Below are 24,415 nucleotides of genomic sequence, written 5' to 3' on the forward strand. Positions count from 1 at the left end.
AGGATCCGGCCTGGCATGCGGCTCCCAAGACCGCTGTGACCACGCCGCCGGACCCCGGCTGGCACGCCGTGACCGCGCTGTCGGGCCCGGCCGACACCGACCCCGCCTGGCACGTTCCCGGCGCATGAACGTTCCCGACGACTCGCGCTTCCGGCGCGAGATGGCATCCGCTTACCGGTCCGGGTGGCATTTCATCGACCTCGTCACTGCTGTGCCGCACAGTGGCGATTCGTTGATGGTCACCCTCTTCGGGGAGCCGATCGTCATCACGCGCGGAGACGACGAGGACATCCGAGCGTACCGATGCCTCCGGCGGCCCCGCGGAGCTCCGCAGCCCGTCCGGTGCGCCATCCGGTACGGCATGATTTTCGTCAACCTCGACCAGCGTGATCACCAGCTGGTCGAGCCGGAGACCACCACCGCCACCCCCCGCAGCGCCTGAGCGATTCCCCCGTCGTTGTAGATCGCTCAGGTGCTTCCCCCACACAGCGGCGCCATCGTGGACCTGAACACGGTGGCGCCGCTGTGCTGTCCGCGTACGTCCGCCGCCGGTCCGGGCGCCCCCGGCGCCGGGCTCCCCGGGTCGGCCGGCTTCCCGGGTCCCGGGCTCAGGCGCGTCCCATCGCCCGGGTCAGGGTGATCTCGATGACCACCCGGTCCGGGTTGGGCGTGGGCGTACGGCCGTAGCGGGCCGCGTACCGCTCCACCGCGTCCGCGACGACCTCCGGTTCCGTGCGGATCGTCGCCACGCCCTCCAGGGTGGACCAGCGCCCCTTGTCGACCTGGCACACCGCCACCCGCGCACCCCCGGGGCCCGCGGCCAGGACGTTGGCGACCTTGCGGCTGTGCTTGTTGGTGATCACCCGGGCGATGCCCTTCTCGCCGCCCTCGGGGTCATAGGTCACCCCCACCGCGACCACGTGCGGAGTTCCGTCCGGACGGGGCGTGGTCAAGGTGCTCATGTGGTACTCGCGCCAGAAGCCGAGGAAGGGGTCGCCGGGAGCGCGGAGGTCGATGGCCATGTCCGCGAACCTACCGGCGGCCGGTGTCCCCGACCACCTTGAGTGGAATAGACTCAACTTTACGTACGTTGGAGGAGTCATGGCGGTCATGCCGTCATGGCCGCCGGAAGCCGTCGGACCCCAGACCCCGTCAGACCCCGTGGTACCGAGGAGGAGAGAGCGCCCGTGGACGCCGAGCTGACCAACAAGAGCCGGGATGCGCTGAACGCCGCGACCAGCCGCGCCGTGTCCGAAGGACACCCGGACCTGACCCCCGCGCACCTGCTGCTCGCGCTGCTCGCGGGCCAGGACAACGAGAACATCGTCGACCTGCTCGCCGCGGTGGACGCCGACCAGGCCGCCGTGCGCGCGGAGGCCGAGCGCGTGCTCGCCGCACAGCCCAGCGTCACCGGCTCCACCGTCGCCCCGCCGCAGCCCAACCGCGAGATGCTGGCCGTCATCGCCGACGCCTCGCGGCGCGCCAGGGAGCTGGGCGACGAGTACCTGTCGACCGAGCACCTGCTCATCGGCATCGCCGCCAAGGGCGGCCGGGCGGGGGAGGTGCTGGAGCGGCAGGGCGCCGGTGCCGGGAAGCTGCTGGACGCGTTCGAGGAGACGAGGGGAGGGCGCCGCGTGACCACACCGGACCCTGAAGGCCAGTACAAGGCGCTGGAGAAGTTCGGTACGGACTTCACGGCCGCCGCCCGTGACGGCAAGCTCGACCCGGTCATCGGCCGGGACCAGGAGATCCGCCGCGTGGTGCAGGTGCTCTCGCGCCGCACCAAGAACAACCCGGTGCTCATCGGCGAGCCCGGCGTCGGCAAGACCGCCGTCGTCGAGGGCCTCGCCCAGCGGATCGTCAAGGGCGACGTCCCCGAGAGCCTGAAGAACAAGCGCCTGGTCGCCCTCGACCTCGGCGCCATGCTCGCCGGCGCCAAGTACCGGGGCGAGTTCGAGGAGCGGCTGAAGACCGTGCTGTCCGAGATCAAGGACAGCGACGGCCGGATCATCACCTTCATCGACGAGCTGCACACGGTCGTCGGCGCGGGCGCCGGCGGCGACTCCGCCATGGACGCGGGCAACATGCTCAAGCCCATGCTGGCCCGCGGCGAGCTGCGCATGGTCGGCGCGACGACCCTCGACGAGTACCGCGAGCGCATCGAGAAGGACCCCGCCCTGGAGCGCCGCTTCCAGCAGGTGCTGGTGGCCGAGCCGAGCGTCGAGGACACCATCGCGATCCTCCGCGGCCTCAAGGGCCGCTACGAGGCCCACCACAAGGTCCAGATCGCCGACTCCGCGCTCGTCGCCGCCGCGACGCTCTCCGACCGGTACATCACCTCCCGCTTCCTGCCGGACAAGGCGATCGACCTCGTGGACGAGGCCGCCTCCCGGCTCCGGATGGAGATCGACTCCTCGCCGGTCGAGATCGACGAGCTCCAGCGCGCCGTCGACCGCCTCCGCATGGAGGAGCTGGCACTGAAGAACGAGTCCGACCCCGCCTCCGTACAGCGCCTGGAGAAGCTGCGCCGCGACCTCGCCGACAAGGAGGAGGAGCTGCGCGGCCTGACCGCCCGCTGGGAGAAGGAGAAGCAGGGCCTCAACCGCGTCGGTGAGCTCAAGGAGCAGCTCGACGACCTGCGCGGTCAGGCCGAGCGTGCCCAGCGCGACGGTGACTTCGACACCGCCTCCAAGCTGCTGTACGGCGAGATCCCGGCCGTGGAGCGGGAGCTGGAGGCGGCCAGCGAGGCCGAGCAGGAGGCCGCGAAGACCGCCGGCACGAAGAGCACCATGGTCAAGGACGAGGTCGGCGCCGACGACATCGCCGACGTCGTCGGCTCCTGGACCGGCATCCCGGCCGGGCGCCTGCTGGAGGGCGAGACGCAGAAGCTGCTGCGCATGGAGGACGAGATCGGCCGCCGCCTGATCGGCCAGGCCGAGGCCGTACGGGCGGTGTCGGACGCCGTGCGCCGTACCCGCGCCGGAATCTCCGACCCCGACCGCCCCACCGGCTCGTTCCTCTTCCTCGGCCCCACCGGCGTCGGCAAGACCGAGCTGGCCAAGGCACTGGCCGACTTCCTCTTCGACGACGAGCGGGCCATGATCCGCGTCGACATGAGCGAGTACGGCGAGAAGCACAGCGTCGCGCGGCTCGTCGGCGCCCCTCCCGGCTACGTCGGGTACGAGGAGGGCGGCCAGCTGACCGAGGCGGTGCGCCGCCGCCCGTACAGCGTGGTGCTGCTCGACGAGGTGGAGAAGGCCCACCCGGAGGTCTTCGACATCCTGCTCCAGGTGCTCGACGACGGCCGGCTGACCGACGGTCAGGGCCGTACGGTCGACTTCCGCAACACCATCCTCATCCTCACCTCCAACCTGGGCAGCCACTTCCTGATGGACCCGGTGGCCCCGGAGGAGCAGAAGCGGGAACAGGTGCTGGAAGTGGTCCGGGCCTCCTTCAAGCCGGAGTTCCTCAACCGCCTCGACGACATCGTGGTCTTCTCGGCCCTCGACCGGGACCAGCTCGCCCACATCGCGGGCCTCCAGATCGAGCGCCTGGCCAAGCGGCTCGCCGAGCGCCGGCTCACCCTGGACGTCACGCCGGCCGCTCTGGAGTGGCTCGCCGTCGAGGGCTTCGACCCGGCGTACGGCGCCCGCCCGCTGCGCCGCCTGGTGCAGACGGCCATCGGCGACCGGCTCGCCAAGGAGATCCTCGCCGGCGAGGTCCGGGACGGCGACACCGTCCGGGTGGACCGCTTCGAGGACGGGCTGATCGTGGGCCGGGCGGAGTAGCGGCCCGCGCGGTCCGTCCGCCCGCAGCGGATCGCCCGTGTCCGGGGTTGCCACCGACGGCCGGGGATGGGAGAGGATGGCAGGAATCGTTCGAAGGGAATTTCACGGTGAGCATCGACCCCGGCTCGATTCCGAATTTCGGTGGCCAGCCCGAGCCCCAGCAGGCCGAGGGACCGGCGGGCCCCGTCGTCCCGGACCAGGACCTGGTCAAGCAGCTCCTGGAGCAGATGGAGCTGAAGTACGTCGTCGACGACGAGGGTGACCTCGCGGCGCCGTGGGAGGAATTCCGCACGTACTTCATGTTCCGCGGCGAGGCGGAGCAGCAGGTCTTCTCCGTGCGGACCTTCTACGACCGCCCGCACCCGGTCGAGAACCGCGCGCAGATCCTGGAGACGATCGACGACTGGAACCGCCGCACCCTGTGGCCGAAGGTCTACACGCACCTCCACGAGGACGAGCAGGGCGGCGCGACCGTGCGGCTCATCGGCGAGGCGCAGATGCTGATCGGCACCGGCGTCAGCCTGGAGCACTTCGTGCAGTCGACGGTCAGCTGGGTGCGCGCGTCCATCGAGTTCGACAAGTGGCTCGTGGAGCAGTTCGGCCTGGAGACCGAGGGCGACGAGAAGCCCGGCGACGAGGTCTGAACACCGCCTACAGCGCCATCGGGGCGAGTGCCAGCAGGTACGTCCCGTAGCCGTACGAGAGCCCGGCCAGGGCGGCGACCACCACGGCCGCCGCCTCCGGCCGGGCTCTGCGCAGTGCGCACGCCACCGGCAGCAGCAGCGGGAACGCCGGCAGCAGGAAGCGCGGCTTGGACTCGAAGAAGCCCGAACCGCCCACCGCGATCACCACCAGCACCGCGGTGTACACCACCAGCGGCAGCGGCGGGCGCTCCAGCACGAACAGCGCGAACAGCACCACCCCCGCCGCGGTGATGAGCAGCGCGCCGGTGAAGCCGAGGTCCATCGGCCGCGTCACCACCCGGCGGACGAAGCCGAAGGTGCCCACCCCGAAGTCGAACCGGGACGTCCAGCCGGCCTGCACGGCGAAGTACCCGCCCAGCGGATCGCCCTTGCGTACGCCCACCCACAGCACGTACCCCGCCCAGCCGGCCGGCGCCACCGCCGCACCGGCCCACAGCCGCCAGTCCGTGCGGCGCCCGCCGCGGAAGAGGCGGTACGCCTCGACGGCCGCCGCCGCGCCCACCGCCGCCGCGACCGCGATGCCGTTCGGCCGCGCCGCCCCCGCCAGCGCCGCCAGCGCGCCCGCCCACAGCCAGCGGCGGGTGAGCACCGCGTACAGCGACCAGGCGGCGAACGCCGTCAGCAGGGGCTCCGTGTACGCCATCGACAGCACGATCGAGTGCGGCAGCAGGCCCCACAGCAGCACCAGCGCGGTCGCGACGCCCCGCCCGTGCAGCCGCTCGCCGATCAGGAAGACGCCCCAGGCCGCCGCCCCCGCCGCGGCCCAGGACACCAGCAGGCCCGCCGTGCCGCCCGCCACCGGCAGCACGGTCGCCACCGCCCGGACGAGCGCCGGGTACAGCGGGAAGAACGCCAGGTCCGACTGGACGACGCCGTCGGGCCAGTACAGGGTCGTGCCGTAGCCGTACGCGGCGATCCCCAGGTACCAGTCCGAGTCCCAGGACATGGCCAGCAGGGCGCGCGGCGACCGTCCGGTGTGCCACGCCCACAGCGCCATCACCAGCATCCCGGTGAGCCGGGCGGCGGCGAACAGGCCCAGCGCCGGTGCCGCGCGGTGGAGCGCCGCGCGCCACCCCGGCACCGGACGGGCGGTTCCCGCGGCTGTCGCGTGGTCGAAGGTCTCGGCGGACAGGGTGCACCTCCGTGCGCGCGTGAACGGTCACCCCGACCTTGGGTGCCGTCCGCGCCCGGCGCGACCGCTGGCGGCCCGCCCGGGTGGTCCTCCCCCGCGGTCCCGCCACGCGCGCGTGTCGCCGTGACAGAGCGCCCGGGACCCGCTAAGGCGGGCCCGCCGGGCCCGGACCGTGGAGGCCAAGACCTCGCCTAGCGGGCCACCAGCCGCTTCACCGCTTCCTGGAGCACCTCGGCCCGCTTGCAGAACGCGAACCGCACGAACGGCAGGCCCTGCTCGCGGTGGTCGTAGAACACCGCGTGCGGGATCGCCACCACACCGCAGCGGCCGGGCAGCGCCCGGCAGAACGCGATGCCGTCGTGCTCGCCCAGCGGGCGGATGTCGGCGGTGACGAAGTAGGTGCCCTGCGGGCGGAACACCTCGAAGCCGGCCCCCGCCAGTCCGTCGGCGAGCAGGTCCCGTTTGGCCCTCAGGTCGTCGCGCAGCCCGGTGAAGTACGTCTCCGGCAGGCGCAGCGCCTCGGCGATCGCGTACTGGAACGGACCGGAGGAGACGTAGGTCAGGTACTGCTTCGCCGAGCGCACGGCGGCGATCAGCTCCGGCGCGCCGGTGGCCCACCCGACCTTCCAGCCCGTGAACGAGAAGGTCTTCCCCGCGCTCGAAATGGTGACCGTGCGCTCGCGCATGCCGGGGAACGTGGCGATGGGGAGGTGCGCGGAGTCGTCGAACACGAGGTGCTCGTAGACCTCGTCGGTGACGACGAGCAGGTCACGTTCGACGGCGAGCGCGGCGATGGCGGCCAGTTCCTCACGGGTGAGGACGGTGCCGGTGGGGTTGTGCGGGGTGTTGAGCAGGATGAGGCGGGTGCGGTCGGTGACGGCGTCCCGCAGTTCGTCCAGGTCGAGCACGAACCGGCCGCCGCGCGGGCGCAGGGTGACCGGGACCCGGGTGCCGCCCGCCATGGCGACGCAGGCGGCGTACGAGTCGTAGTACGGCTCCAGCGCGATCACCTCGTCGCCCGGCTCGACGAGCCCGAGCAGGGCGGCGGCGATCGCCTCGGTGGCGCCCGCCGTGACGAGGACCTCGGTGTCGGGGTCGTACCGCAGCCCGTAGCGCTCGCGCTGGTGGTCGGTGACGGCGGTGCGCAGCTCGGGGACGCCGGGGCCGGGCGGGTACTGGTTGCCCCGGCCGTCCCGGATGGCCCGGACGGCCGCCTCGGCGATCCGGTCGGGCCCGTCGGTGTCGGGGAAGCCCTGGCCGAGGTTGACCGAGCCGGTGGAGACGGCGAGGGCGGACATCTCCGCGAAGATCGTCGTTCCGAACTCGGCGAGGCGGCGGTTGAGCGGCGGTCGTTTCATGACGGTCATCCTGGGGCGAAGCTCTGGAGTTGCTCAAGTGCGCTTTGGGGCGTGATCACCGGGGGGATCTCCCTGCCACACATACGGAGCATCCGGAGCAAAGGCAGGTGGGGGGCCATGATCGAGGCAGGTGCGTTCGAGGCGTTCTTCTTCTTCGTGTTCATCGCGATCGCGGTGGGGGTGTGCCGGGCGGCGATGGGCGGCGGCCGACGGAAGCGGCGCGGCAGCCGGTGGGCGGGGGACTCGTCCTCCTCCTCATCGTCGTCTTCCTCCTCTTCTTCTTCTTCGTCGTCGTGTTCGAGCTGGTGGTCGTGCGGGGGTGGCTCCGGTTCCTCGTGCGGTGGCGGGGGAGGCTCGTCCTGCAGCTGAACCCCGCGCCCCCGCGCCCCCGCGCCCCCGCGCCTGTCGAACCTCTGGACTTCCTCAATTCGGATTGGGAGGGGTCCGGGCGGGGGCATCCCCCTCACACGTACGACACGGGGGACGACGACACGGGGGATGGTGACGTACATGGAGCTGGGTCTGATCGCCGCCGGGCTGATCGTGCTGGTGGGATTCCTCATCGCGGTCGGTGCGGCGGGCGGGGGGAAGGGCCGCCGCCGGTCGAGTTCGGGCTCCGCGGCCGCCGACGGTTCCGCCGGCGGCGGTTGGTGGGCCGGTGACGGGGGCGGGTCCTCCTGCGGGGGCGGGGGGTCGTCCTGCGGGGGCGGCGGTGGATGTGGTGGCGGAGGCAGCTGACACGGGGCAGCCGGTCCGCGACCACGGGAAGGCGCCCGGCGGTGAACTTCCTCCGGGCGCCTTGCCGTTGGCATTTTTGTGGAGCCAAGCGGTCGGTTCTTGTTGAACAGTTGAACCGGCAGGCCCCCCAGGGGATGGAAACCACGGCAAGTTGGGTAAAAACGCTGTGAGTCATACGCCGTTCGTGATTCCCTCGCTGTCGAGAACATCCAGCCCCCGGACCTTGTGCGTGGATTTCGAGACGGGATCCCCCAGTCCCCCTGAACGTCTCCCGGGACGCCCCCGGTCCACCCGTCAAACCCTGTTTGCGGAGCCGACCCATGCTCACGACGCTCACGACCTCCTACACCGATACGCGCGCCGCCGACCTGGCCTGGGCGCTGGGTCGGGAGGCGCTGCCCGCTCTCGCCGTGCTCGATCTCGAACTGTCCGGCGCCACCCTCCAACTGAGGCTCCTCGGCGCCTCCCACCAGGTCCTGCTGGAGGACGAGCAGGGCAGCTGTTCGGAGACCGTCGCCTGTATGCCGGGCAGCAGCACACCGCTGCCGCTGGGTGTGGCCAAGCGGATCGGGCCCTGGGAGTACGAGTTCGCCGCCCGCGTGGAGACCTTGTCGAAGGGGTCGTTCGCCGGCCGGGCCCAGGAACTGCTGGCGCTGGTCGCCGACCACCCCAACGGGCTCGCCGGTACGTTCCCCGGCTCCCCGCACGCCTTCACGGCCATGCTCGCGCAGCGGCACGAGGGTCAGGTGCGGTGGCGCACATGGCACGCGTACCCGCAAGAGGGACAGCTCGTGGTCACCAGGACCAGTGTGGGCGTCCGTATGCCCGCGCCCCTCTAGTTGCACCCTTGTGGGTGACAAATGGTAATCGAGTCGTGACGTAGCGTTAATCACGTGATCGAAGCGCCGCACGTCTCCGTCGCCGTGCCGCCCGCGCAGGGCGGCCCGGCGCCGCTGCCCGTGCGGCAGCGGGCGGGGCGCTTCCTCGTGCTGGCCACGGTCTTCCTGTGCGCCGCGTGCGGCCTGGTGTACGAACTGGAGCTGGTGGCCCTCGCGTCGTATCTGATCGGGGACTCCGTCAAGCAGGCGTCCGTCGTCCTGTCGGTGATGGTCTTCGCGATGGGCGTCGGCTCGCTCCTCGCGAAACGATTGCGCTGCCGGGCGGCCGTCGGTTTCGGGCTGCTGGAGGCCGCGCTGGCGCTGGTGGGCGGCTGCTCGGCCCTCGTGCTCCACGCCACGTTCGCGTGGATCGGCGAGTCGCGGTACGCGCTGGTGGGCTTCTCGATGGCCATCGGGGTGCTCATCGGGGCGGAGATGCCGCTGCTGATGACGCTGATCCAGCGCATCTCGCGGCGGGCCGAGCAGGACGCGGGCGGGACGGTCGCCGACCTGTTCGCCGCCGACTACGTGGGGGCGCTCGTCGGCGGGCTGGCGTTCCCGTTCCTGCTGCTGCCGTGGCTGGGGCAGTTGACGAGCGCGCTGCTCACCGGGGCGGTCAACGCGGTGGCGGGCGGGGCGCTGGTGCTGTGGCTGTTCGGGCGCGACCTGTCGACGCGGGCGCGGTGGCTGCTGGTGGTCGCCAATGTGGCGGTGCTGGCGGTGCTGGCGACGGCGACGGTACTGGCGGACGACTTCGAGCGGTCGGTGCGGCGGGCGGTGTACGGGGAGCGGGTGCGGGTCGCCGTGCGGACGGACGTCCAGGAGGTGGTGCTCACGGGCGGGCCGGACCGGCCGCCGGAGCTGTTCCTCGACGGTCGCCTGCGGGTGAGCGGGCGGGACGAGCACCGGTACCACCGGGCCCTGGTGCACCCCGTCATGCGCGGGCCGCACGCGCGCGTGCTGGTGCTGGGCGGCGGTGACGGGCTGGCGGTGCGGGAGGTGCTGCGCCACGGCGACGTGGAGTCCGTGACGGTCTTCGAGCTGGACGCGGGCGTGGTCCGGCTCGCCCGGCACGACCCCGCCTTGGCCCGGCTGAACGGATACGCGTACGGCGACCCGAGGGTGCGGGTGGTGTACGGGGACGCGTTCGCCCGGCTGCGGGAGGCGGCGGAGGCGGGCGCGGCGTACGACGTGGTGGTCTCGGACCTGCCGGACCCCGGCATCACGGCCAGCACGAAGCTGTACTCGGCGGAGTTCTACGGCCTGGCGGCCCGGGTCCTCGCCGACCGGGGGCGGCTCGCGGTCCACGCGGGGCCCATGGAGTCGCGACCGCGCACGTACTGGACGGTGGACGCCACCCTGCGGTCGGCCGGCTTCCTGACCCGGCCCTACCGCGCGACCGGCCGGCTCTCCGGGTTCGCCGCGGGCCCCGACCGGTCCACCGACGAGGGTTCGGTGCCGTCCGACTGGGGTTTCCTCCTCGCGGCGCGGGGCCGTGTGCCGCCGGACCCGGTCGGCGCGGGCGGGGCGCGTGCCGTGCCCGCGCCGGGTCCGGCGGACCTGCCGCCGTCGACGCTGGTGCACCCCAGGTACGGCGAGTGACCCCCTTTTGACCATGCGCGCATGGGAGACGTGGGCCCCGGGCGTGGGTAGGCTCGGTCCCCATGGAGCATGAGGTGTTCGTTCCGGTCGACGTCGAGACCCTCCGCGCGGTGCTGGCGGACCCCGCTCGGGTCGCCCCGTGCGTACCGGGGTTCCAGCAGGACGCGGACGCGTCGGCGGGCCCGTTGTCCGGCCGCCTGAAGGTCCGGGCCGCCGGGCACTCGATCACCTACCGGGGTGCCCTGCGCGTCACCGCCCAGGAGGACGGCGCCTACGCCGTGGAGGGCGAGGGCACGGAGGTGCGGGGCGCCGGTACGGCGAAGCTGGCCCTGACGGTGCGGCTGTCCGCCGTGGACGGCGGTACGGCGCTGCGCTTCGCGGGGACGACGAGCGCCGACGGCCGGCTGGCGGAGTTGCCGGACGACGCGGCGGTCTCGGCGGCCCACCGCCTGCTGGACCGTTTCGCCGAGTCGCTCGCCGGAGCGGCGGCGTCCGCCGCGACCACGTCCCCGGCCGCTGCCGCCGCCCCCGACGCGCGGGACGCCGACCACGCCGACGCGTCCGACCCCGGCGCACCCGGCCTCGACGAACTGGACGTGGACGACGACGGGGTGGACCAGGGCGCCGAGAGCGCCGGGTCCGTGTTCGACGCGCCGGTCCCGCCGCCGTCGCTGGACCCGCTGGCCGACGCCGAGTTCGAGGTGCCCGACATCCCGGAGGGGGCGCTGGTCGATCCGGGCGCCGAGGCGGCACACGCGCGGCGCACCATGATCGGGCGCAGCGCCGAGGAGGTCGACCACGCCCCACCGCGCGGCCGGTACGCGCCCACCCCCGGTCCGCAGACCGCTTCCACGACCGACGCGCTGCGCTGGCTCGCCCCGGCCGCCGCCCTCGCACTCGCCTCCGCCGTGGTGGTCGGGCGCGCGCTGCGGCGCCGCAAGTAGTGTCGGTGACGTGACCAGTAGCGAACAGAGCGTCCGGCTCACCGCCGGAGACGTCGAGTTGACGGTGCGCCCGGACAACGGATGCCGCATCGAGAGCCTGCGCATCGGCGAAACCGAACTCCTGCGGCAGGGCGGCAAGTACGGATGCTTCCCGATGGTGCCCTGGTGCGGGCGGATCGAGAACGGCCGCTTCCTCGACGGAGCGGTCTCGCACCAGATGCCGCTCAACTCCCCGCCGCACGCCATCCACGGCACCGGCCGGGACACCGCGTGGCGCGTCGCCGTCGCCGACAAGGCCGAGGCGGCGTTCACCTACGAGCTGGCCGAGCCCTGGCCCCACCCCGGCCGGGTCACGCAGACCCTCCGGCTGACCGAGGACGCGCTCACGCTCCAGCTCGGCGTGGAGACGTACGGCGACTCCTTCCCGGCGCAGGCCGGCTGGCACCCGTGGTTCAACCGGAACCTCGGCGGGGACGACGTCACTCTGGACTTCGCCCCGGAGTGGCAGGAGGAGCGGGGGGAGGACCACCTGCCCACCGGCCGCCGGATCGAGCCCACCCCCGGACCCTGGGACGACTGCTTCGGCATGCCGGACGGGGTGGACGTCACGCTCACCTGGCCCGGGCAGCTGGAGCTGAAGGTGACCAGCCGCAGCCCCTGGGTCGTGGTGTACGACGAGCAGCGGGAGGCGGTCTGCGTGGAACCCCAGTCGGGCCCGCCGAACGGTCTCAACACCGCCCCCCGCCTGGTGACCCCCATCGAGCCGCTGGAGATCGCCGCGACCCTGGCCTGGCGGCGGCTTTAAGCTCATGGGCATGACTGACGTACGAGCCGATCTGCTCCAGCAGATCAAGGACAAGGCCGTGGTGCACGGCAAAGTGACCCTCTCCTCGGGTCTGGAGGCCGATTACTACGTCGACCTGCGCCGGATCACCCTGGACGGCGCGGCCTCCCCGCTCGTCGGTCAGGTCATGCTCGATCTGACCGCCGACCTGGACTTCGACGCCGTCGGCGGCCTCACCCTGGGGGCCGACCCGGTCGCCACCGCGATGCTGCACGCCTCGGCCGCGCGCGGCCGGAGGCTCGACGCCTTCGTGGTCCGCAAGGCCGCCAAGGCGCACGGCATGCAGCGCCGCGTCGAGGGCCCGGACATCGAGGGCCGCCGCGTCCTGGTGGTCGAGGACACCTCCACCACCGGCGGCTCGCCGCTCACCGCCGTCGAGGCGGTCCGGGAGGCCGGTGCGGAGGTCGTGGCCGTGGCCACGATCGTCGACCGGGCGACCGGTGCGGGCGACAGGATCAGCGGGACGGCCGGGGTGCCCTACCTGTACGCGTACAGCCTGGACGAGCTCGGTCTGAGCTGAGCAGCAGGGGGCTGACCTGCGGGTTCATCGGGGGGCGGACTGTTTCACGTGAAACGGTCCGCCCCTCGTGGTACGCGGGGTGGAGCCCGCGGGGGAGTCTGGAAAGATAGGTGCGACGATGACGTCGCCCCCAGGTCAGGGATCAGCAGCTACGCAACCGCAGATCACAAGGAGCGGACAGATGCCCATCGCAACCCCCGAGGTCTACAACGAGATGCTCGACCGGGCGAAGGCAGGCAAGTTCGCCTACCCGGCCATCAACGTCACCTCGTCGCAGACTCTGCACGCCGCCCTCCGTGGCTTCGCCGAGGCGGAGAGCGACGGCATCATCCAGATCTCGACCGGTGGCGCGGAGTTCCTGGGCGGCCAGTACAGCAAGGACATGGTGACCGGCGCGGTCGCCCTGGCCGAGTTCGCGCACATCGTCGCCGCGAAGTACGACGTCACCATCGCCCTGCACACCGACCACTGCCCGAAGGACAAGCTGGACGGCTACGTACGTCCGCTGCTCGACATCTCCGCCGAGCGTGTCGCCAAGGGCGAGAACCCGCTGTTCCAGTCCCACATGTGGGACGGCTCGGCCGAGACCCTCGCCGACAACCTGGCCATCGGGCAGGAGCTGCTGGCCAAGGCGGTCGCCGCCAAGATCATCCTTGAGGTCGAGATCACCCCGACCGGTGGCGAGGAGGACGGCGTCACCCACGAGATCAACGACGAGCTGTACACCACCGTCGACGACGCCATCCGCACCGCCGAGGCGCTCGGTCTGGGCGAGAAGGGCCGCTACCTGCTGGCCGCCTCCTTCGGCAACGTCCACGGCGTGTACAAGCCGGGCAACGTCGTGCTCCGCCCCGAGCTGCTCAAGGACCTCCAGCAGGGTGTCGCCGAGCGCTTCGGCAAGGCCGACCCGTTCGACTTCGTCTTCCACGGCGGCTCCGGCTCCACGGCGGAGGAGATCGCCACCGCGCTGGAGAACGGCGTCGTGAAGATGAACCTCGACACCGACACCCAGTACGCCTTCACCCGCCCCGTCGCGGACCACATGTTCAAGAACTACGACGGCGTGCTGAAGGTCGACGGCGAGGTCGGCTCCAAGAAGACCTACGACCCCCGCACCTGGGGCAAGCTGGCCGAGGCGGGCATGGCCGCGCGGGTGACCGAGGCATGCGCCGCGCTGCGCTCGACGGGCACCAAGCTGAAGTAACGCCCCGCGGGGCACCACACCGTTCGTCCGGCACGGGCCCGGCATCGCACACGCGGTGCCGGGCCTGTGACACTGGTGGCATGGCCATCCACGAAAACCTGCTGGGGGGACCGCCCCCCACCCATCTGCCCGACGACCCGGAGCCGCGGGAGCTGCTCGCGAGCGGCGCCGCACCGGCGGACGTCGCCGCGAAGTTCCCGACCTCCTCCCTGGCCTGGGCCCAGCTCGCCGACGACGCGTTCGGGGCCGGCCGGGTCGTCGAGTCGTACGCGTACGCCAGGACCGGGTACCACCGGGGCCTGGACGCCCTGCGCCGCAGCGGCTGGAAGGGCCACGGCCCGGTGCCGTGGGAGCACGAGCCGAACCGCGGCTTCCTGCGCGCCCTGAACGCCCTGGCGCGTGCGGCGCGGTCGATCGGTGAGCAGGAGGAGTACGAGCGGTGCTCGACGTTCCTCCGCGACTCCTCGCCCCTGGCGGCGGACACCCTGAGCTGACGCGAGCCGTCCCCGGACCGGCGCGAGCCGGCCCGCGGTGCCGGCGCCCGCCCGCCCGGACCGGAACCCTCCGGCCGGGCGCGGCGGGTCGCGTCGTCGTGGAGCGGGCGGCCGTCCCGGGCCCGGCCGGATGACACCTCCGGCCGGTACATCGAGGGGCCGCTCGTGTCATGATGCGACTGGGACCGCCTGCACAGACCGGTGGTCCCGAGGGGACCGGGGCTCCGCCTGCGGGACGCATCGCGAGTGAGCCGAAGGGGCACGCGGGTGTCGAAAGGGAGAACGCGCGGAGGGTCGCGAGGTACGGGCGGCCCGGGCACGATCGTCCGTCGGCACACGCTCAGGCGCCCCGGAGGCGAACCGAGCGCCCGAAAAAGGGGGGCAGACCGCTACCCGGTAGCACGCATTGATGGAGACAGCGATGTCTACTTCCCCCGATGCCTCCGTGCCCGGTTCGGACACCCCGAACCTGGAGTACACAGGCACGACGCCGTACGAGGACTACGTCCAGGCGGACGTCCTCACCCACCTCCAGCACCCGCTCTCGGACGATCCGGGAGAAATGGTCTTCCTGGTCACCACCCAGGTCATGGAGCTGTGGTTCACCGTGATCGTCCACGAGTGGGAGACCGCGAGCCGCGCGCTGCGCGAGGACCGCGTCCCGGTGGCGATGGACGCGCTGGAGCGCTCCGTGCGCGAGCTGGAGGCCCTGAACGCCTCCTGGAAGCCGCTCGCCCGCCTCACTCCGGCCCAGTTCAACTCCTACCGAAGTGCCCTCGGCGAGGGCTCCGGCTTCCAGTCGGCGATGTACCGGCGGCTGGAGTTCCTCCTCGGTGACAAGTCCGCCTCGATGCTGGTGCCGCACCGGGGCGCACCGCGCGTCCACGCGGAGCTGGAGAAGGCCCTGTACGAGCCGAGCCTGTACGACGAGGTGCTGCGGCTCCTCGCCCGGCGCGGGCACCCGGTTCCGGACAGCGTCCTGCACCGCGACCTGTCGCAGAAGTACGAGCCGTCGCAGGTCGTCGAGGACATCTGGGCGCGCGTCTACGCGAACCCGGACGAGCACGCCGAACTGGTGCGACTCGGCGAGGCGTTGACGGACGTCGGCGAGCTGGTGTGGCGATGGCGCAACGACCACCTGGTGGCGACGCGGCGCGCGATGGGCTCCAAGACGGGCACCGCCGGCTCGGCCGGGGTGGCCTGGCTGGAGAAGCGGACCCGCAAGAACGTCTTCCCCGAGGTGTGGACGGCGCGCAGCCATGTCTGACCTCATAGCGAAGGCGGCGTCGCTGGACGCCCGGGACCAGCTCGCCAAGCACCGCGAACTCTTCGCGCTCGACGACGGTGTCGTCTACCTCGACGGCAACTCGCTCGGTGCCCTGCCCCGCCACGTGCCCGGCCGCATGGCCGACGTCATCACCCGCGAGTGGGGCGAGCTGCGCATCCGCTCCTGGGACGAGAGCGGCTGGTGGACCGCGCCGGAGCGGATCGGCGACCGGATCGCGCCGCTGGTCGGCGCGGCGCCCGGCCAGGTGGTGGTCGGCGACTCCACGAGCGTCAACGTCTTCAAGGCGCTGGTGGCGGCGGTACGGCTGGTGGACCGCGCCGGTGGCGAGGACCGGGACGAGATCGTCGTGGACGCCACCACGTTCCCCACGGACGGGTACATCGCCGAGTCGGCCGCGCGGCTGACCGGCAAACGGCTGGTGGCCGCCGCCCCCGGCGACGTGGCCGGCACGGTCGGGCCGCGCACGGCCGTCGCGCTCGTCAACCACGTCGACTACCGCACGGGCCGGCTGCACGACCTGCCGGGCATCACGGCGGCCGTGCACGCGGCGGGCGCACTCGCCGTGTGGGACCTGTGCCACAGCGCTGGCGCCCTGCCCGTGGACCTGGACGCGCACGGCGTGGACCTGGCGGTCGGCTGCACGTACAAATACCTCAACGGCGGACCCGGCGCGCCCGCCTTCCTGTACGTGGCCGAGCGCCACCAGCCGGGCTTCGACTCGCCGCTGCCCGGCTGGAACTCGCACGCCGACCCGTTCGCGATGACCCCCGGGTACGCGGCGGCCGAGGGCGCGGCGCGCGGGCGCGTCGGCACGCCCGACATCCTCTCCATGCTGGCGCTCGAGGCGTCGCTGGACGTGTGGGAGGGGGTGCCCGTCGAGGTGGTACGGGCCAAGAGCCTGGCCCTGACGGACTTCTTCCTGGAGTGCGTCGAGGCGTACGTGCCCGAGGGGCGGGTCACCTCGGTGACTCCCGAGGCGCACGGGGAGCGCGGCAGCCAGGTGAGCCTGCGCTGCGTGGAGGCCCACGCCGTGATGAAGGAGCTGATCGCGCGGGGCGTTGTCGGCGACCTGCGCCGCCCCGACGTGCTGCGGTTCGGGTTCACCCCGCTGTACGTCTCCTTCGCGGACGCGGAGCGCGCGGCGCGGGTGCTCGCGGACGTTCTTTCGGAGTCCACGGGCTGATGTTCGGCCCTGATCTGCGGGGGCGTGAGTGCTGGTACCGTCCCCGCAGGTCAGGCCAATTCGGCCCCGTCACCGAAAGGTTGAGCACCATGCCCGACCCCGCCGCGCGCGACGCCGCCGAGGAGGCGTCGGCGCTTTCGCACCCGCCCGTGGACCCGGACTCCACCGCCTCCTACGGCGACCACCCGGACCAGGTCGTGGACTTCTACGCCCCTCGCGGGGGCGACCAGGCGCCGCTCGTCGTCGTGCTGCACGGCGGGGCCTGGCGGGCGCCGTACGACCGGCGGCACATCACCCCTTTCGCGGACTACCTGGCGCGGCGCGGCTTCGCCGTCGCCAGCGTCGAGTACCGGCGGGGAGGGGAGATCCCGTCACCGCGCGGTGAGGGGCCCGTCGCCGGGCGGTGGCCGGAGACGTTCGACGACGTCGCCACCGCGCTGGACGCGCTGCCCGGCCTGGCCCGCACCCACCTGCCGCAGGCCGACCCGCGTCGCACGGTGGTCACCGGCCACTCGGCGGGCGGGCACCTGGCCCTGTGGGCGGCTGCCCGGCATGTGCTGCCCGCCGGGGCGCCGTGGCGGCTGGACGCCCCGCCCGCCCTGCGCGGGGTCGTCGCCCTCGCGCCCATCGCGCACTTCGGGCGGGCGGTTGAGCTGGACGTGTGCGGGGGCGCGGTGCGGCAACTGCTCGGCGGGGACGCCGCGTACGAGAGCCGGGCGGGCCACGCCGACCCGGCCGCGCTGCTGCCGACCGGGATCGCCACCGCCGTCGTCCAGGGCCGCGAGGACTCGGTCGTCCCGCAGGCGGTCGCCGAGGCGTACGTGGACGCGGCGGCGAAGGCGGGCGAGATGGTCGGGCTGACGCTGCTGGACGGGGTGGGCCACTTCCCGCTGATCGACCCGGCCGCCGACGCCTGCGCGGTGGTGGCGGAGGAGATCGCCCAACTGGCCTGGTAGTCGAGGACGGAAGCTGACCGCGAGGGTCCATAGCGTCAGCGGCATGACGAACCCCGTGAACCCCGTGAACCCCGTGCACGACCTGAACGGCATGAACCGCGTGAACCCCGTGAACCCCGTGAACCCCGTGAACCCCGTGCACGACGGGAACCCCGTGCGCGGCATCAACCTCGTGACCGGAGCGACCGGGACCGTCGGCCGCCAGGTGGTGGCCGAGCTGCTGCGCCGGGGACAGCCCGTCCGTGCCCTGACCCGTGACCCCGGCAAGGCGGACCTCCCGGCCGGCGTCGAGGTCGTACGCGGTGACCTCACCGACCCCGGCACCCTCACCGCCGCGCTGGACGGGGTCACCGGGCTGCACCTGATCACCTTCGGTGGCGCCTGCTTCGCCCCGCTGGAGACCGGACCGCGCATCGTGGAACTGGCCCGCGAGGCCGGCGTACAGCGGATCACCGTCCTCAACGGCGGCGGCCCCACCCCGCTGGAGGACGCCGTGCGGGCGGGGGACATCGCCTGGACGGTGGTCATGCCGGTGGAGTTCATGGCGAACGCCCTGGAGTGGGCGGAGGGCGTCCGCACGCGGGACGAGGTGCGCGAGCCCTTCCCCGGCCGGCTCAGCGCCATGGTCCACGAGGGCGACATCGGTGCCGTCGCGGCGGTCGCGCTCACCGAGGACGGGCACGCCGGGCAGGAGTACCTGATCACCGGCCCGGAGGTGCTCACGCTCCACGACAAGGCCGACGCCATCGCGGCGGCCCGGGGCCGGGAGATACGGCTGGTGGAGCTGTCCGAGGCGGAGGCGGTCGGGCAGTGGCGGGCGGCGGGCCGGCCGCAGGACGTGATCGACTTCCTGCTGGAGATGTACCGGGACACCCCGCCGGAGGGCCGCACGGTCCTCGACACCGTGGAGAAGGTCACAGGACGTCCGGCCCGGACCTTCGCCCGGTGGGCGCGGGAGCACGCCGGGGCGTTCCGCGCCTGACCGGCGGCGTGATCAGCGGCGTGATCAGCCGCGTAGTACTCCAGGGGGACGCGGAAGGATCCGTATCGAAGGTGACGACCGCGTCCCCGTCCTTGCTTACCGTTGCTGACGTGACCGACACCAAGACCCGCAGCCCGGAGTACCGGATGGCCCACGGGATGTTCCTGGGCATGCGCCGCGAGCTCCTCGACGACGCCCTCGCCTACCGGCTGCTCCCGCCCATGGGCACCGACGGCCCTGTGACCAGGCGGCTGCCCCGCTTCATACGCCAGTACCTGACCTGGTTCCCGCACGCCCTGGTCGCCGGGGCGGCGCTGATCGTCCTGGCCATCGGGTACGGGGACGGGCAGCCGGTCACCGGGGTCGTCCCGGCGGCCGCGGTGTTGCTGACGCTGGTCCGGCCGGTCGGCGCGTTCTGGCTGTCGCTGATCAGCGCCCCGTTCGTCAGCGTGCTCTCCGGCTTCTGGGACGGCTGGCCCTGGGCGCCGACCAGCTTCGGCGCCCACCTCGTCGTCCTGACGGTGGTCGCGGCCCGCACCCGGCCCCGCACCAGCGCCTGGATGTGGGTCCTGACCGGGATCTACGGCTTCTTCTGCGAGGCGTTCCTCAGCCGGGGCGGCGGCGGCCAGACCGCGCCCCTGCTGGTCACCTCCGCCCTCGTCCTGCTCGCCGTCACCGTCCGCCACACCCGCCGCGAGGCGAAGGAGGAGGTCAGCGCACAGCAGACGGTCACCGAGCGGGAGCGGTCCAAGCGCACCCTCCTGGAGGAGCGCACCACCATCGCGCGCGAGCTGCACGACGTGGTCGCCCACCACATGTCGGTCGTCGCCATCCAGGCGGAGGCCGCCCCGTACCGGGTGGAGAACCCGCCGCCCGAGCTGGAGCAGGCCTTCGCCACGATCCGGGAGAACGCGGTGGCCGCGCTGACCGAGCTGCGCCGCATCCTCGGTGTCGTACGGGCCGAGGACTACGAGGCGCCCGACGCCCCGCAGCCGACGCTCGCCGACCTCGACTCGCTGATCGCCAACGTCCGCGAGGCGGGCCTCACCGTGGACGCCACGGTCACCGGCGCCGCGCGGGAGCTGCCGCAGGGCGTGGAGCTGTCCGCGTACCGGATCGTGCAGGAGGCGCTCAGCAACGTGCTGCGGCACGCGCCCGGCGCGTCCGCCAAGGTGGAGGTGTCGTACGTGCTGGGCGGGCTGGGCCTGCGGGTGGTGAACGGGCCGGCGCGCGGCCTGGTCAAGCCCTCGCCGGGGGCCGGGCACGGGATCACGGGCATGCGGGAGCGGGTGGCGATGCTGGACGGCGAGATGACGGCGGAGAGCACCGAGGACGGCGGCTACGAGGTGGCGGCGTTCATCCCGGCCCCGAGGCAGGAGACGGCATGACCATCCGCGTACTGATCGTCGACGACCAGATCATGGTCCGCGAGGGCTTCTCGGTCCTGCTGAACGCGATGCCCGACATCGAGGTGGTGGGCGAGGCCGTCAACGGCAGGGAGGCGGTCCGGCAGGTCGCGACCCTCCGCCCGGACGTGGTCCTGATGGACATCCGGATGCCCGAGATGAACGGCATCGACGCCACCCGGGAGATCGTCGCGGCGGACGGCGACGCCAAGGTGCTGGTCCTGACGACGTTCGACCTGGACGAGTACGTGTACCAGGCGCTGCGCGCCGGGGCGTCCGGCTTCCTGCTGAAGGACGCCTCCGCGCGCCAGCTCGCGGAGGGCGTGCGGGTCGTGGCGGGCGGCGAGGCGCTGCTGGCGCCGACCGTCACCAAGCGCCTGATCACCGAGTTCGCCAAGACCGCCGAGACGGCCCGGCCACCGGCCCTCGCCCAGGTGGGCGACCTGACGGAGCGGGAGACGGAGGTCCTGGTGCTGATCGCGCAGGGCCTGTCCAACGGCGAGATCGCGTCGCACCTGGTGGTCGCCGAGTCGACCATCAAGACGCACGTCAGCCGCATCCTGGTGAAGCTCGGCCTCCGGGACCGTACGCAGGCGGCGGTCTTCGCGTACGAGGCGCGGCTGGTGACACCGGGCTGAGCCCTGCATAGGGTCGGGCGCATGGACTTCGACCCGTGGTCCCCCGCCTTCGTCGCCGACCCCTACCCGGCCTACGCCGAACTGCGCGCCCGCGGCCGGGTGCACTGGTTCGAACCGACGCGCCAGTACCTGGTCCCGCGCCACGCGGACGTGTCCGCGCTGCTGCGGGACCGGCGGCTGGGGCGGACGTACCGGCACCGCTTCACTGACGAGGACTTCGGGCGTACGCCGCCGCCGGCCGCGCACGAGCCGTTCCACACCCTCAACGACCACGGGATGCTGGACCTGGAGCCGCCGGACCACACGCGCATCCGGCGCCTGGTGTCGAAGGCGTTCACCCCGCGCACGGTCGAGCGGCTGAGGCCCTACGTCCACCGGCTGGCGGACGAACTCGTCGGCTCCCTGGTCGCCGAGGGCGGCGGCGACCTGCTGACCGCCGTCGCCGAGCCGCTGCCGGTCGCCGTCATCGCGGAGATGCTCGGCATCCCCGAGGCCGACCGGGCGCCGCTGCGGCCCTGGTCGGCCGACATTTGCGGCATGTACGAGCTGAACCCGGACGAGGAGACGGCGGCCCGTGCGGTCAGGGCGTCGGTGGAGTTCTCGGCGTATCTGCGGGAGCTGATCGCCGAGCGGCGCGCCAGGCCGGGCGAGGACCTGATCAGCGCGCTGATCGCGGCCCATGACGAGGGTGACCGGCTCACCGGCCAGGAGCTGGTCTCCACCTGCGTGCTGCTGCTGAACGCCGGCCACGAGGCGACGGTCAACTCCACGGTCGGGGCCTGGTGGACGCTCTTCCGCCACCCGGAGCAGCTCGCCGCCCTGCGCGCCGACCCTGGGCTGGTCCCCACCGCCGTGGAGGAGCTCCTCCGCTACGACACCCCGCTCCAGCTCTTCGAGCGCTGGGTGCTGGACGACATCGAGATCGGCGGCACCACGGTGCCGCGCGGCTCGGAGATCGCCCTCCTGTTCGGCTCGGCCAACCGGGACGCGGACGCCTTCGACCGCCCCGACACGCTGGACCTGGCGCGGGTGGACAACCCCCACATCTCCTTCAGCGCCGGCATCCACTACTGCGTGGGAGCCCCGCTGGCCCGTATGGAGCTGGCCGCCTCGATGACGGCCCTGCTGGAGCGCGCCCCCGAGCTCCGGCCGGTGAGGGAGCCGGAGCGCAGGCCGGGCCTCGTGATCCGGGGGCTGGACGGCCTGCTGGTCGAGGTGTGAGCCGTCGGGCGGGCACGTTCCGCCGTCGCGGGCCCGCCGGGGTGAGCACGTCAGGCGGTCACGTCCCGCCGCCGCAGCCCCGCCAGGCCGGCCGCCGCCAGGGCCGCCGCCAGGCCGGTCAGCAGCAGCAGCGGCGCCGGGTCGACCGGCGCGCCCGGCAGCTTGGGCAGGTGCCCGTAGGGCGACAGGTCCAGCACCGGCCCCGGCAGGTCCAGCGCCGGGCCGATCCAGCCGAGGGCCAGGCACAGGCCCGCCACGCCCCACGCCGCGGGGGCCGCCTTCGGGACCACCCCGTGCAGCAGTACCGCCAGGCCGCCGAGTACCCACACCGCCGGAAGCTGGGCGAGCGCGGCGCCCAGGATCGGGCCGCCGTCCCGCCCGTACGCCAGGGTGAGCCCGGCCGCCGCCGCGGCCATCAGCGCGACCGCGCCGCCGAAGGCGATGACCAGGTGGCCGGCCGCCCACCGCAGGCGGCCGACCGCGCCCGCCAGGACCGGCTCGGCGCGCTGCGAGGTCTCCTCGCCGTGCAGGCGGAGCACCGACCCGACCACGAAGAGCGCGGCGACCATGCCGAACAGGCCGGTCATGGTGGCGAGGAAGGCGTCCTGGAGGCCGGCCTGCCCGCCCATCCGCTCGAAGATCCGCCGCGCCTGCTCGTTGTCGCCGACCAGGTCGCTCGCGCCTTCGACCATGCCGCCGAAGACCACGCCCGCGACCAGGAAGCCGGCCGTCCAGCCGAGGAGGCCGCCGCGCTGGAGCCGCCAGGCCAGACCGCCCGCCGTGGCGATGCGCCCGGACGCGGGTCCGGGGCGGGCCGGGAGGAAGCTCATGCCGACGTCGCGGCGGGCGGACAGCGCGAACGCCACCGTGCCCTGGGCGGCGACCGCCGCCGCCATCAGCAGCGGGACCCACCAGCGCTCGCCGGCGAAGGGCCGGACGTGCTGCGCCCAGCCGATGGGGGAGGCCCAGGTCGGCGCGGGGGAGCCGCCCGCGTCGCCGGCCGCCCGGAGCGCGAACGCGAGGCCGAGCAGCGCCGCCGTGAGGCCCCTGGCGAGCCGGGCGCTCTCGGTGAGCTGCGCGACGATCGCGGTCAGGCCGGCGAAGACCATGCCGGTGCCGCCGACCGCGAGGCCGAGGGCGAGGGCGCCGCGCAGGCCCTCGCCGGACAGCCCGGCGGTGACGATCAGGGCGACGGCGGCGTCCGCGAGGAGGGCCGTGAGCAGCGCGGCCGTGAGCGGGGCCCGGCGGCCCACCCGGGCGGCGGACAGCATGTCCTGCCGTCCCGTCTCCTCCTCCTCGCGGGTGTGCCGTACCACGATGATCATGCTCATGATGGCGGCGAGCACCGCGGCGAACGTGGTGAACCGCCAGGCGACCAGGGCCCCGATCGAGTCGCCCAGCACCGGCCCGTACAGCGAGCGCATCGAGCTGTTGGCGGTCATCGACGCGGCGAGGGCGGCGCGCTCGGCGGGGGTGTCGTAGAGCGCCCCGAGCGACCCGGAGCCACTGGCCACCATGCCGCCGACGACCAGGGCCCACAGCGGCAGCAGCAGCCGGTCCCGGCGCAGCGCGAGCCGGGTGAGGGCGCCGGTCCCGGTGAAGGCGGTCACCGCCCGGCCTCCTGGTAGTGGCGGAGGAACAGCTCCTCCAGGGTGGGCGGGGTGCTGGTGAGGGACCGTACGCCGGAGTCGGCGAGGGACCGCAGCACGGCGTCCAGCTTGTCGGTGTCGGCCCGGAGGCTGACGCGGTGCCCCCGTACGTCCAGGTCGTGGACGCCCGGCAGGTGGGCGAGCGCGCCGGGCGGGCCGGCGAGTTCGGCGGTGACGCTGGTCCGGGTGAGGTGGCGCAGTTCGGCGAGGGAGCCGGTTTCCACGGTGCGGCCGTTGCGGATGATGCTGACGCGGTCGCAGAGGCTCTCCACCTCGCTGAGGATGTGGGAGGACAGCAGCACCGTCCGGCCCCGGTCGCGCTCCTCGGTGACGCACCGCTGGAAGACCTCCTCCATCAGTGGGTCGAGGCCGCTGGTCGGCTCGTCGAGGACCAGGACGTCGACGTCCGAGGCGAAGGCGGCGACGAGGGCGACCTTCTGCCGGTTGCCCTTGGAGTACGTACGGCCCTTCTTGGTGGGGTCGAGTTCGAACCGGTCGACGAGTTCGGCCCGGCGGGCCGGGTCGAGGCCCCCGCGCAGCCTGCCGAGCAGGTCGATGACCTCGCCGCCGGAGAGGTTGCGCCACAGGGTCACGTCGCCGGGGACGTAGGCCACGCGCCGGTGCAGTTCGACGGCGTCGTGCCAGGGGTCGCGGCCGAGGAGCCGGGCGGTGCCGGAGTCGGCGCGCAGCAGGCCGAGCAGGACGCGGATGGTGGTGGACTTGCCGGCCCCGTTGGGGCCGAGGAAGCCGTGGACCTCGCCGGTCGCGACGGCCAGGTCGAGACCGTCCAGTGCGTGCGTCCGCCCGAACGACTTGTGCAGTCCGGAGACGGTGATGGCGTTCGTCATGATTTTGAACGTACGGTAACTTCACAAACTTGTGAAGT

24 protein-coding genes are annotated in these 24,415 nt (G+C 73.0%); 18 read left to right on the forward strand and 6 right to left on the reverse strand.

All coding sequences use genetic code 11. From position 1 onward, the window contains the following. The first annotated feature begins 124 nt into the window (after window positions 1-124). Window positions 125-442: a Rieske (2Fe-2S) protein gene (locus IE109_RS07245; protein ID WP_073756807.1), complete on the forward strand. Its 318-nt coding sequence runs from the start codon at window positions 125-127 to the stop codon at window positions 440-442. Window positions 443-608: 166 nt separating this feature from the next. On the opposite strand, the gene IE109_RS07250 is transcribed toward IE109_RS07245, so the two are convergent. Next, the gene (locus IE109_RS07250) at window positions 609-1,022 is read right to left on the reverse strand and encodes a pyridoxamine 5'-phosphate oxidase family protein (protein WP_189549907.1); all 414 of its coding nucleotides are present in this window, start codon (window positions 1,020-1,022) and stop codon (window positions 609-611) included. 165 nt (window positions 1,023-1,187) lie between these two features. On the opposite strand from IE109_RS07250, the gene clpB reads away from it, so the two are divergent. Then, window positions 1,188-3,788, forward strand: coding sequence for an ATP-dependent chaperone ClpB (gene clpB, locus IE109_RS07255; protein ID WP_189549908.1), 2,601 nt, complete (start codon window positions 1,188-1,190; stop codon window positions 3,786-3,788). A gap of 107 nt (window positions 3,789-3,895) precedes the next feature. Then, window positions 3,896-4,432, forward strand: coding sequence for a type III secretion system chaperone family protein (locus IE109_RS07260; RefSeq protein ID WP_189549909.1), 537 nt, complete (start codon window positions 3,896-3,898; stop codon window positions 4,430-4,432). 7 nt (window positions 4,433-4,439) lie between these two features. Here the strand turns inward: IE109_RS07260 and IE109_RS07265 are convergent, their stop codons facing one another. The 3 genes from IE109_RS07265 to IE109_RS07275 form a co-directional block, all read right to left on the reverse strand. After that, window positions 4,440-5,624: a putative hexosyltransferase gene (locus IE109_RS07265; RefSeq protein WP_373297662.1), complete on the reverse strand. Its 1,185-nt coding sequence runs from the start codon at window positions 5,622-5,624 to the stop codon at window positions 4,440-4,442. Between the two features lie 191 nt (window positions 5,625-5,815). Continuing rightward, window positions 5,816-6,991: a pyridoxal phosphate-dependent aminotransferase gene (locus tag IE109_RS07270; protein ID WP_189549911.1), complete on the reverse strand. Its 1,176-nt coding sequence runs from the start codon at window positions 6,989-6,991 to the stop codon at window positions 5,816-5,818. Next, on the reverse strand, window positions 6,988-7,494 hold the full coding sequence (locus tag IE109_RS07275; RefSeq protein WP_189549912.1) for a hypothetical protein: 507 nt from the start codon (window positions 7,492-7,494) through the stop codon (window positions 6,988-6,990). The genes IE109_RS07270 and IE109_RS07275 overlap by 4 nt, the downstream gene beginning before the upstream one ends. Here IE109_RS07275 and IE109_RS07280 point away from each other — a divergent pair. The 15 genes from IE109_RS07280 (at window position 7,493) to IE109_RS07350 (ending at window position 21,880) form a co-directional block, all read left to right on the forward strand. Next, window positions 7,493-7,720 carry a hypothetical protein gene (locus IE109_RS07280; RefSeq protein WP_189549913.1) on the forward strand — a complete coding sequence of 76 codons (228 nt, stop codon included), beginning with the start codon at window positions 7,493-7,495 and terminating at the stop codon, window positions 7,718-7,720. The two genes, IE109_RS07275 and IE109_RS07280, sit on opposite strands and share 2 nt — an antisense overlap. Window positions 7,721-8,040: 320 nt before the next feature. Further along, window positions 8,041-8,559: a DUF2617 family protein gene (locus IE109_RS07285; protein WP_189549914.1), complete on the forward strand. Its 519-nt coding sequence runs from the start codon at window positions 8,041-8,043 to the stop codon at window positions 8,557-8,559. A 57-nt stretch (window positions 8,560-8,616) separates the two neighbouring features. Continuing rightward, window positions 8,617-10,200 (forward strand): polyamine aminopropyltransferase, encoded by a 1,584-nt coding sequence (locus IE109_RS07290; protein WP_229890760.1) that lies wholly within the window; start codon window positions 8,617-8,619, stop codon window positions 10,198-10,200. 62 nt (window positions 10,201-10,262) lie between these two features. Further along, window positions 10,263-11,144, forward strand: coding sequence for an SRPBCC domain-containing protein (locus IE109_RS07295; RefSeq protein WP_189549915.1), 882 nt, complete (start codon window positions 10,263-10,265; stop codon window positions 11,142-11,144). A gap of 10 nt (window positions 11,145-11,154) precedes the next feature. Then, window positions 11,155-11,949 (forward strand): aldose epimerase family protein, encoded by a 795-nt coding sequence (locus IE109_RS07300; protein ID WP_189549916.1) that lies wholly within the window; start codon window positions 11,155-11,157, stop codon window positions 11,947-11,949. Window positions 11,950-11,959: 10 nt separating this feature from the next. After that, complete coding sequence (gene pyrE / locus IE109_RS07305) at window positions 11,960-12,508, forward strand: orotate phosphoribosyltransferase (protein ID WP_189549917.1); 549 nt, start codon at window positions 11,960-11,962, stop codon at window positions 12,506-12,508. A gap of 118 nt (window positions 12,509-12,626) precedes the next feature. Beyond that, window positions 12,627-13,712, forward strand: coding sequence for a class II fructose-bisphosphate aldolase (gene fbaA / locus IE109_RS07310; RefSeq protein WP_268251461.1), 1,086 nt, complete (start codon window positions 12,627-12,629; stop codon window positions 13,710-13,712). An 80-nt stretch (window positions 13,713-13,792) separates the two neighbouring features. Continuing rightward, entirely contained in the window at window positions 13,793-14,206 is a 414-nt protein-coding gene (locus IE109_RS07315) for a DUF3151 domain-containing protein (RefSeq protein WP_189549919.1), read from the forward strand. 421 nt (window positions 14,207-14,627) lie between these two features. After that, the gene (locus IE109_RS07320) at window positions 14,628-15,473 is read left to right on the forward strand and encodes a tryptophan 2,3-dioxygenase family protein (protein WP_189549920.1); all 846 of its coding nucleotides are present in this window, start codon (window positions 14,628-14,630) and stop codon (window positions 15,471-15,473) included. Next, window positions 15,466-16,677, forward strand: a complete 1,212-nt coding sequence (gene kynU / locus IE109_RS07325; protein ID WP_189549921.1) for a kynureninase — start codon at window positions 15,466-15,468, stop codon at window positions 16,675-16,677. The genes IE109_RS07320 and kynU overlap by 8 nt, the downstream gene beginning before the upstream one ends. 89 nt (window positions 16,678-16,766) lie before the next feature. Then, window positions 16,767-17,633, forward strand: coding sequence for an alpha/beta hydrolase family protein (locus tag IE109_RS07330; protein WP_189549922.1), 867 nt, complete (start codon window positions 16,767-16,769; stop codon window positions 17,631-17,633). 43 nt (window positions 17,634-17,676) lie between these two features. Then, complete coding sequence (locus tag IE109_RS07335; protein WP_229890697.1) at window positions 17,677-18,615, forward strand: NAD(P)H-binding protein; 939 nt, start codon at window positions 17,677-17,679, stop codon at window positions 18,613-18,615. A 23-nt stretch (window positions 18,616-18,638) separates the two neighbouring features. Beyond that, window positions 18,639-20,003 (forward strand): sensor histidine kinase, encoded by a 1,365-nt coding sequence (locus IE109_RS07340; RefSeq protein WP_373297663.1) that lies wholly within the window; start codon window positions 18,639-18,641, stop codon window positions 20,001-20,003. Beyond that, window positions 20,000-20,659: a response regulator gene (locus IE109_RS07345; protein WP_189549923.1), complete on the forward strand. Its 660-nt coding sequence runs from the start codon at window positions 20,000-20,002 to the stop codon at window positions 20,657-20,659. Before IE109_RS07340 ends, IE109_RS07345 begins: the two co-directional genes overlap by 4 nt. Window positions 20,660-20,680: 21 nt before the next feature. Further along, on the forward strand, window positions 20,681-21,880 hold the full coding sequence (locus tag IE109_RS07350; protein ID WP_189549924.1) for a cytochrome P450: 1,200 nt from the start codon (window positions 20,681-20,683) through the stop codon (window positions 21,878-21,880). Between the two features lie 50 nt (window positions 21,881-21,930). Here the strand turns inward: IE109_RS07350 and IE109_RS07355 are convergent, their stop codons facing one another. After that, window positions 21,931-23,490, reverse strand: a complete 1,560-nt coding sequence (locus IE109_RS07355; RefSeq protein WP_189549925.1) for an ABC transporter permease — start codon at window positions 23,488-23,490, stop codon at window positions 21,931-21,933. After that, a complete protein-coding gene (locus tag IE109_RS07360) occupies window positions 23,487-24,377 on the reverse strand; it encodes an ABC transporter ATP-binding protein (RefSeq protein WP_189549926.1) in 891 nt (296 codons plus the stop codon). Before IE109_RS07360 ends, IE109_RS07355 begins: the two co-directional genes overlap by 4 nt. Window positions 24,378-24,415: the final 38 nt, after the last annotated feature.

Source organism: Streptomyces lavendofoliae, assembly GCF_014649735.1.
GTDB lineage: Bacteria > Actinomycetota > Actinomycetes > Streptomycetales > Streptomycetaceae > Streptomyces > Streptomyces lavendofoliae.

What these genes read in the sequence shown, in the direction of transcription:
- IE109_RS07245 (WP_073756807.1), top strand. Translation starts at nt 125, where the DNA reads ATGAACGTTCCCGACGACTCGCGCTTCCGGCGCGAGATGGCATCCGCT.
- IE109_RS07250 (WP_189549907.1), bottom strand. Translation starts at nt 1,022, where the DNA reads ATGGCCATCGACCTCCGCGCTCCCGGCGACCCCTTCCTCGGCTTCTGG.
- IE109_RS07270 (WP_189549911.1), bottom strand. Translation starts at nt 6,991, where the DNA reads ATGACCGTCATGAAACGACCGCCGCTCAACCGCCGCCTCGCCGAGTTC.
- IE109_RS07280 (WP_189549913.1), top strand. Translation starts at nt 7,493, where the DNA reads ATGGAGCTGGGTCTGATCGCCGCCGGGCTGATCGTGCTGGTGGGATTC.
- IE109_RS07275 (WP_189549912.1), bottom strand. Translation starts at nt 7,494, where the DNA reads ATGTACGTCACCATCCCCCGTGTCGTCGTCCCCCGTGTCGTACGTGTG.
- IE109_RS07285 (WP_189549914.1), top strand. Translation starts at nt 8,041, where the DNA reads ATGCTCACGACGCTCACGACCTCCTACACCGATACGCGCGCCGCCGAC.
- IE109_RS07295 (WP_189549915.1), top strand. Translation starts at nt 10,263, where the DNA reads ATGGAGCATGAGGTGTTCGTTCCGGTCGACGTCGAGACCCTCCGCGCG.
- pyrE (WP_189549917.1), top strand. Translation starts at nt 11,960, where the DNA reads ATGACTGACGTACGAGCCGATCTGCTCCAGCAGATCAAGGACAAGGCC.
- fbaA (WP_268251461.1), top strand. Translation starts at nt 12,627, where the DNA reads ATGACGTCGCCCCCAGGTCAGGGATCAGCAGCTACGCAACCGCAGATC.
- IE109_RS07315 (WP_189549919.1), top strand. Translation starts at nt 13,793, where the DNA reads ATGGCCATCCACGAAAACCTGCTGGGGGGACCGCCCCCCACCCATCTG.
- IE109_RS07320 (WP_189549920.1), top strand. Translation starts at nt 14,628, where the DNA reads ATGTCTACTTCCCCCGATGCCTCCGTGCCCGGTTCGGACACCCCGAAC.
- kynU (WP_189549921.1), top strand. Translation starts at nt 15,466, where the DNA reads ATGTCTGACCTCATAGCGAAGGCGGCGTCGCTGGACGCCCGGGACCAG.
- IE109_RS07330 (WP_189549922.1), top strand. Translation starts at nt 16,767, where the DNA reads ATGCCCGACCCCGCCGCGCGCGACGCCGCCGAGGAGGCGTCGGCGCTT.
- IE109_RS07335 (WP_229890697.1), top strand. Translation starts at nt 17,677, where the DNA reads ATGACGAACCCCGTGAACCCCGTGAACCCCGTGCACGACCTGAACGGC.
- IE109_RS07345 (WP_189549923.1), top strand. Translation starts at nt 20,000, where the DNA reads ATGACCATCCGCGTACTGATCGTCGACGACCAGATCATGGTCCGCGAG.
- IE109_RS07350 (WP_189549924.1), top strand. Translation starts at nt 20,681, where the DNA reads ATGGACTTCGACCCGTGGTCCCCCGCCTTCGTCGCCGACCCCTACCCG.
- IE109_RS07360 (WP_189549926.1), bottom strand. Translation starts at nt 24,377, where the DNA reads ATGACGAACGCCATCACCGTCTCCGGACTGCACAAGTCGTTCGGGCGG.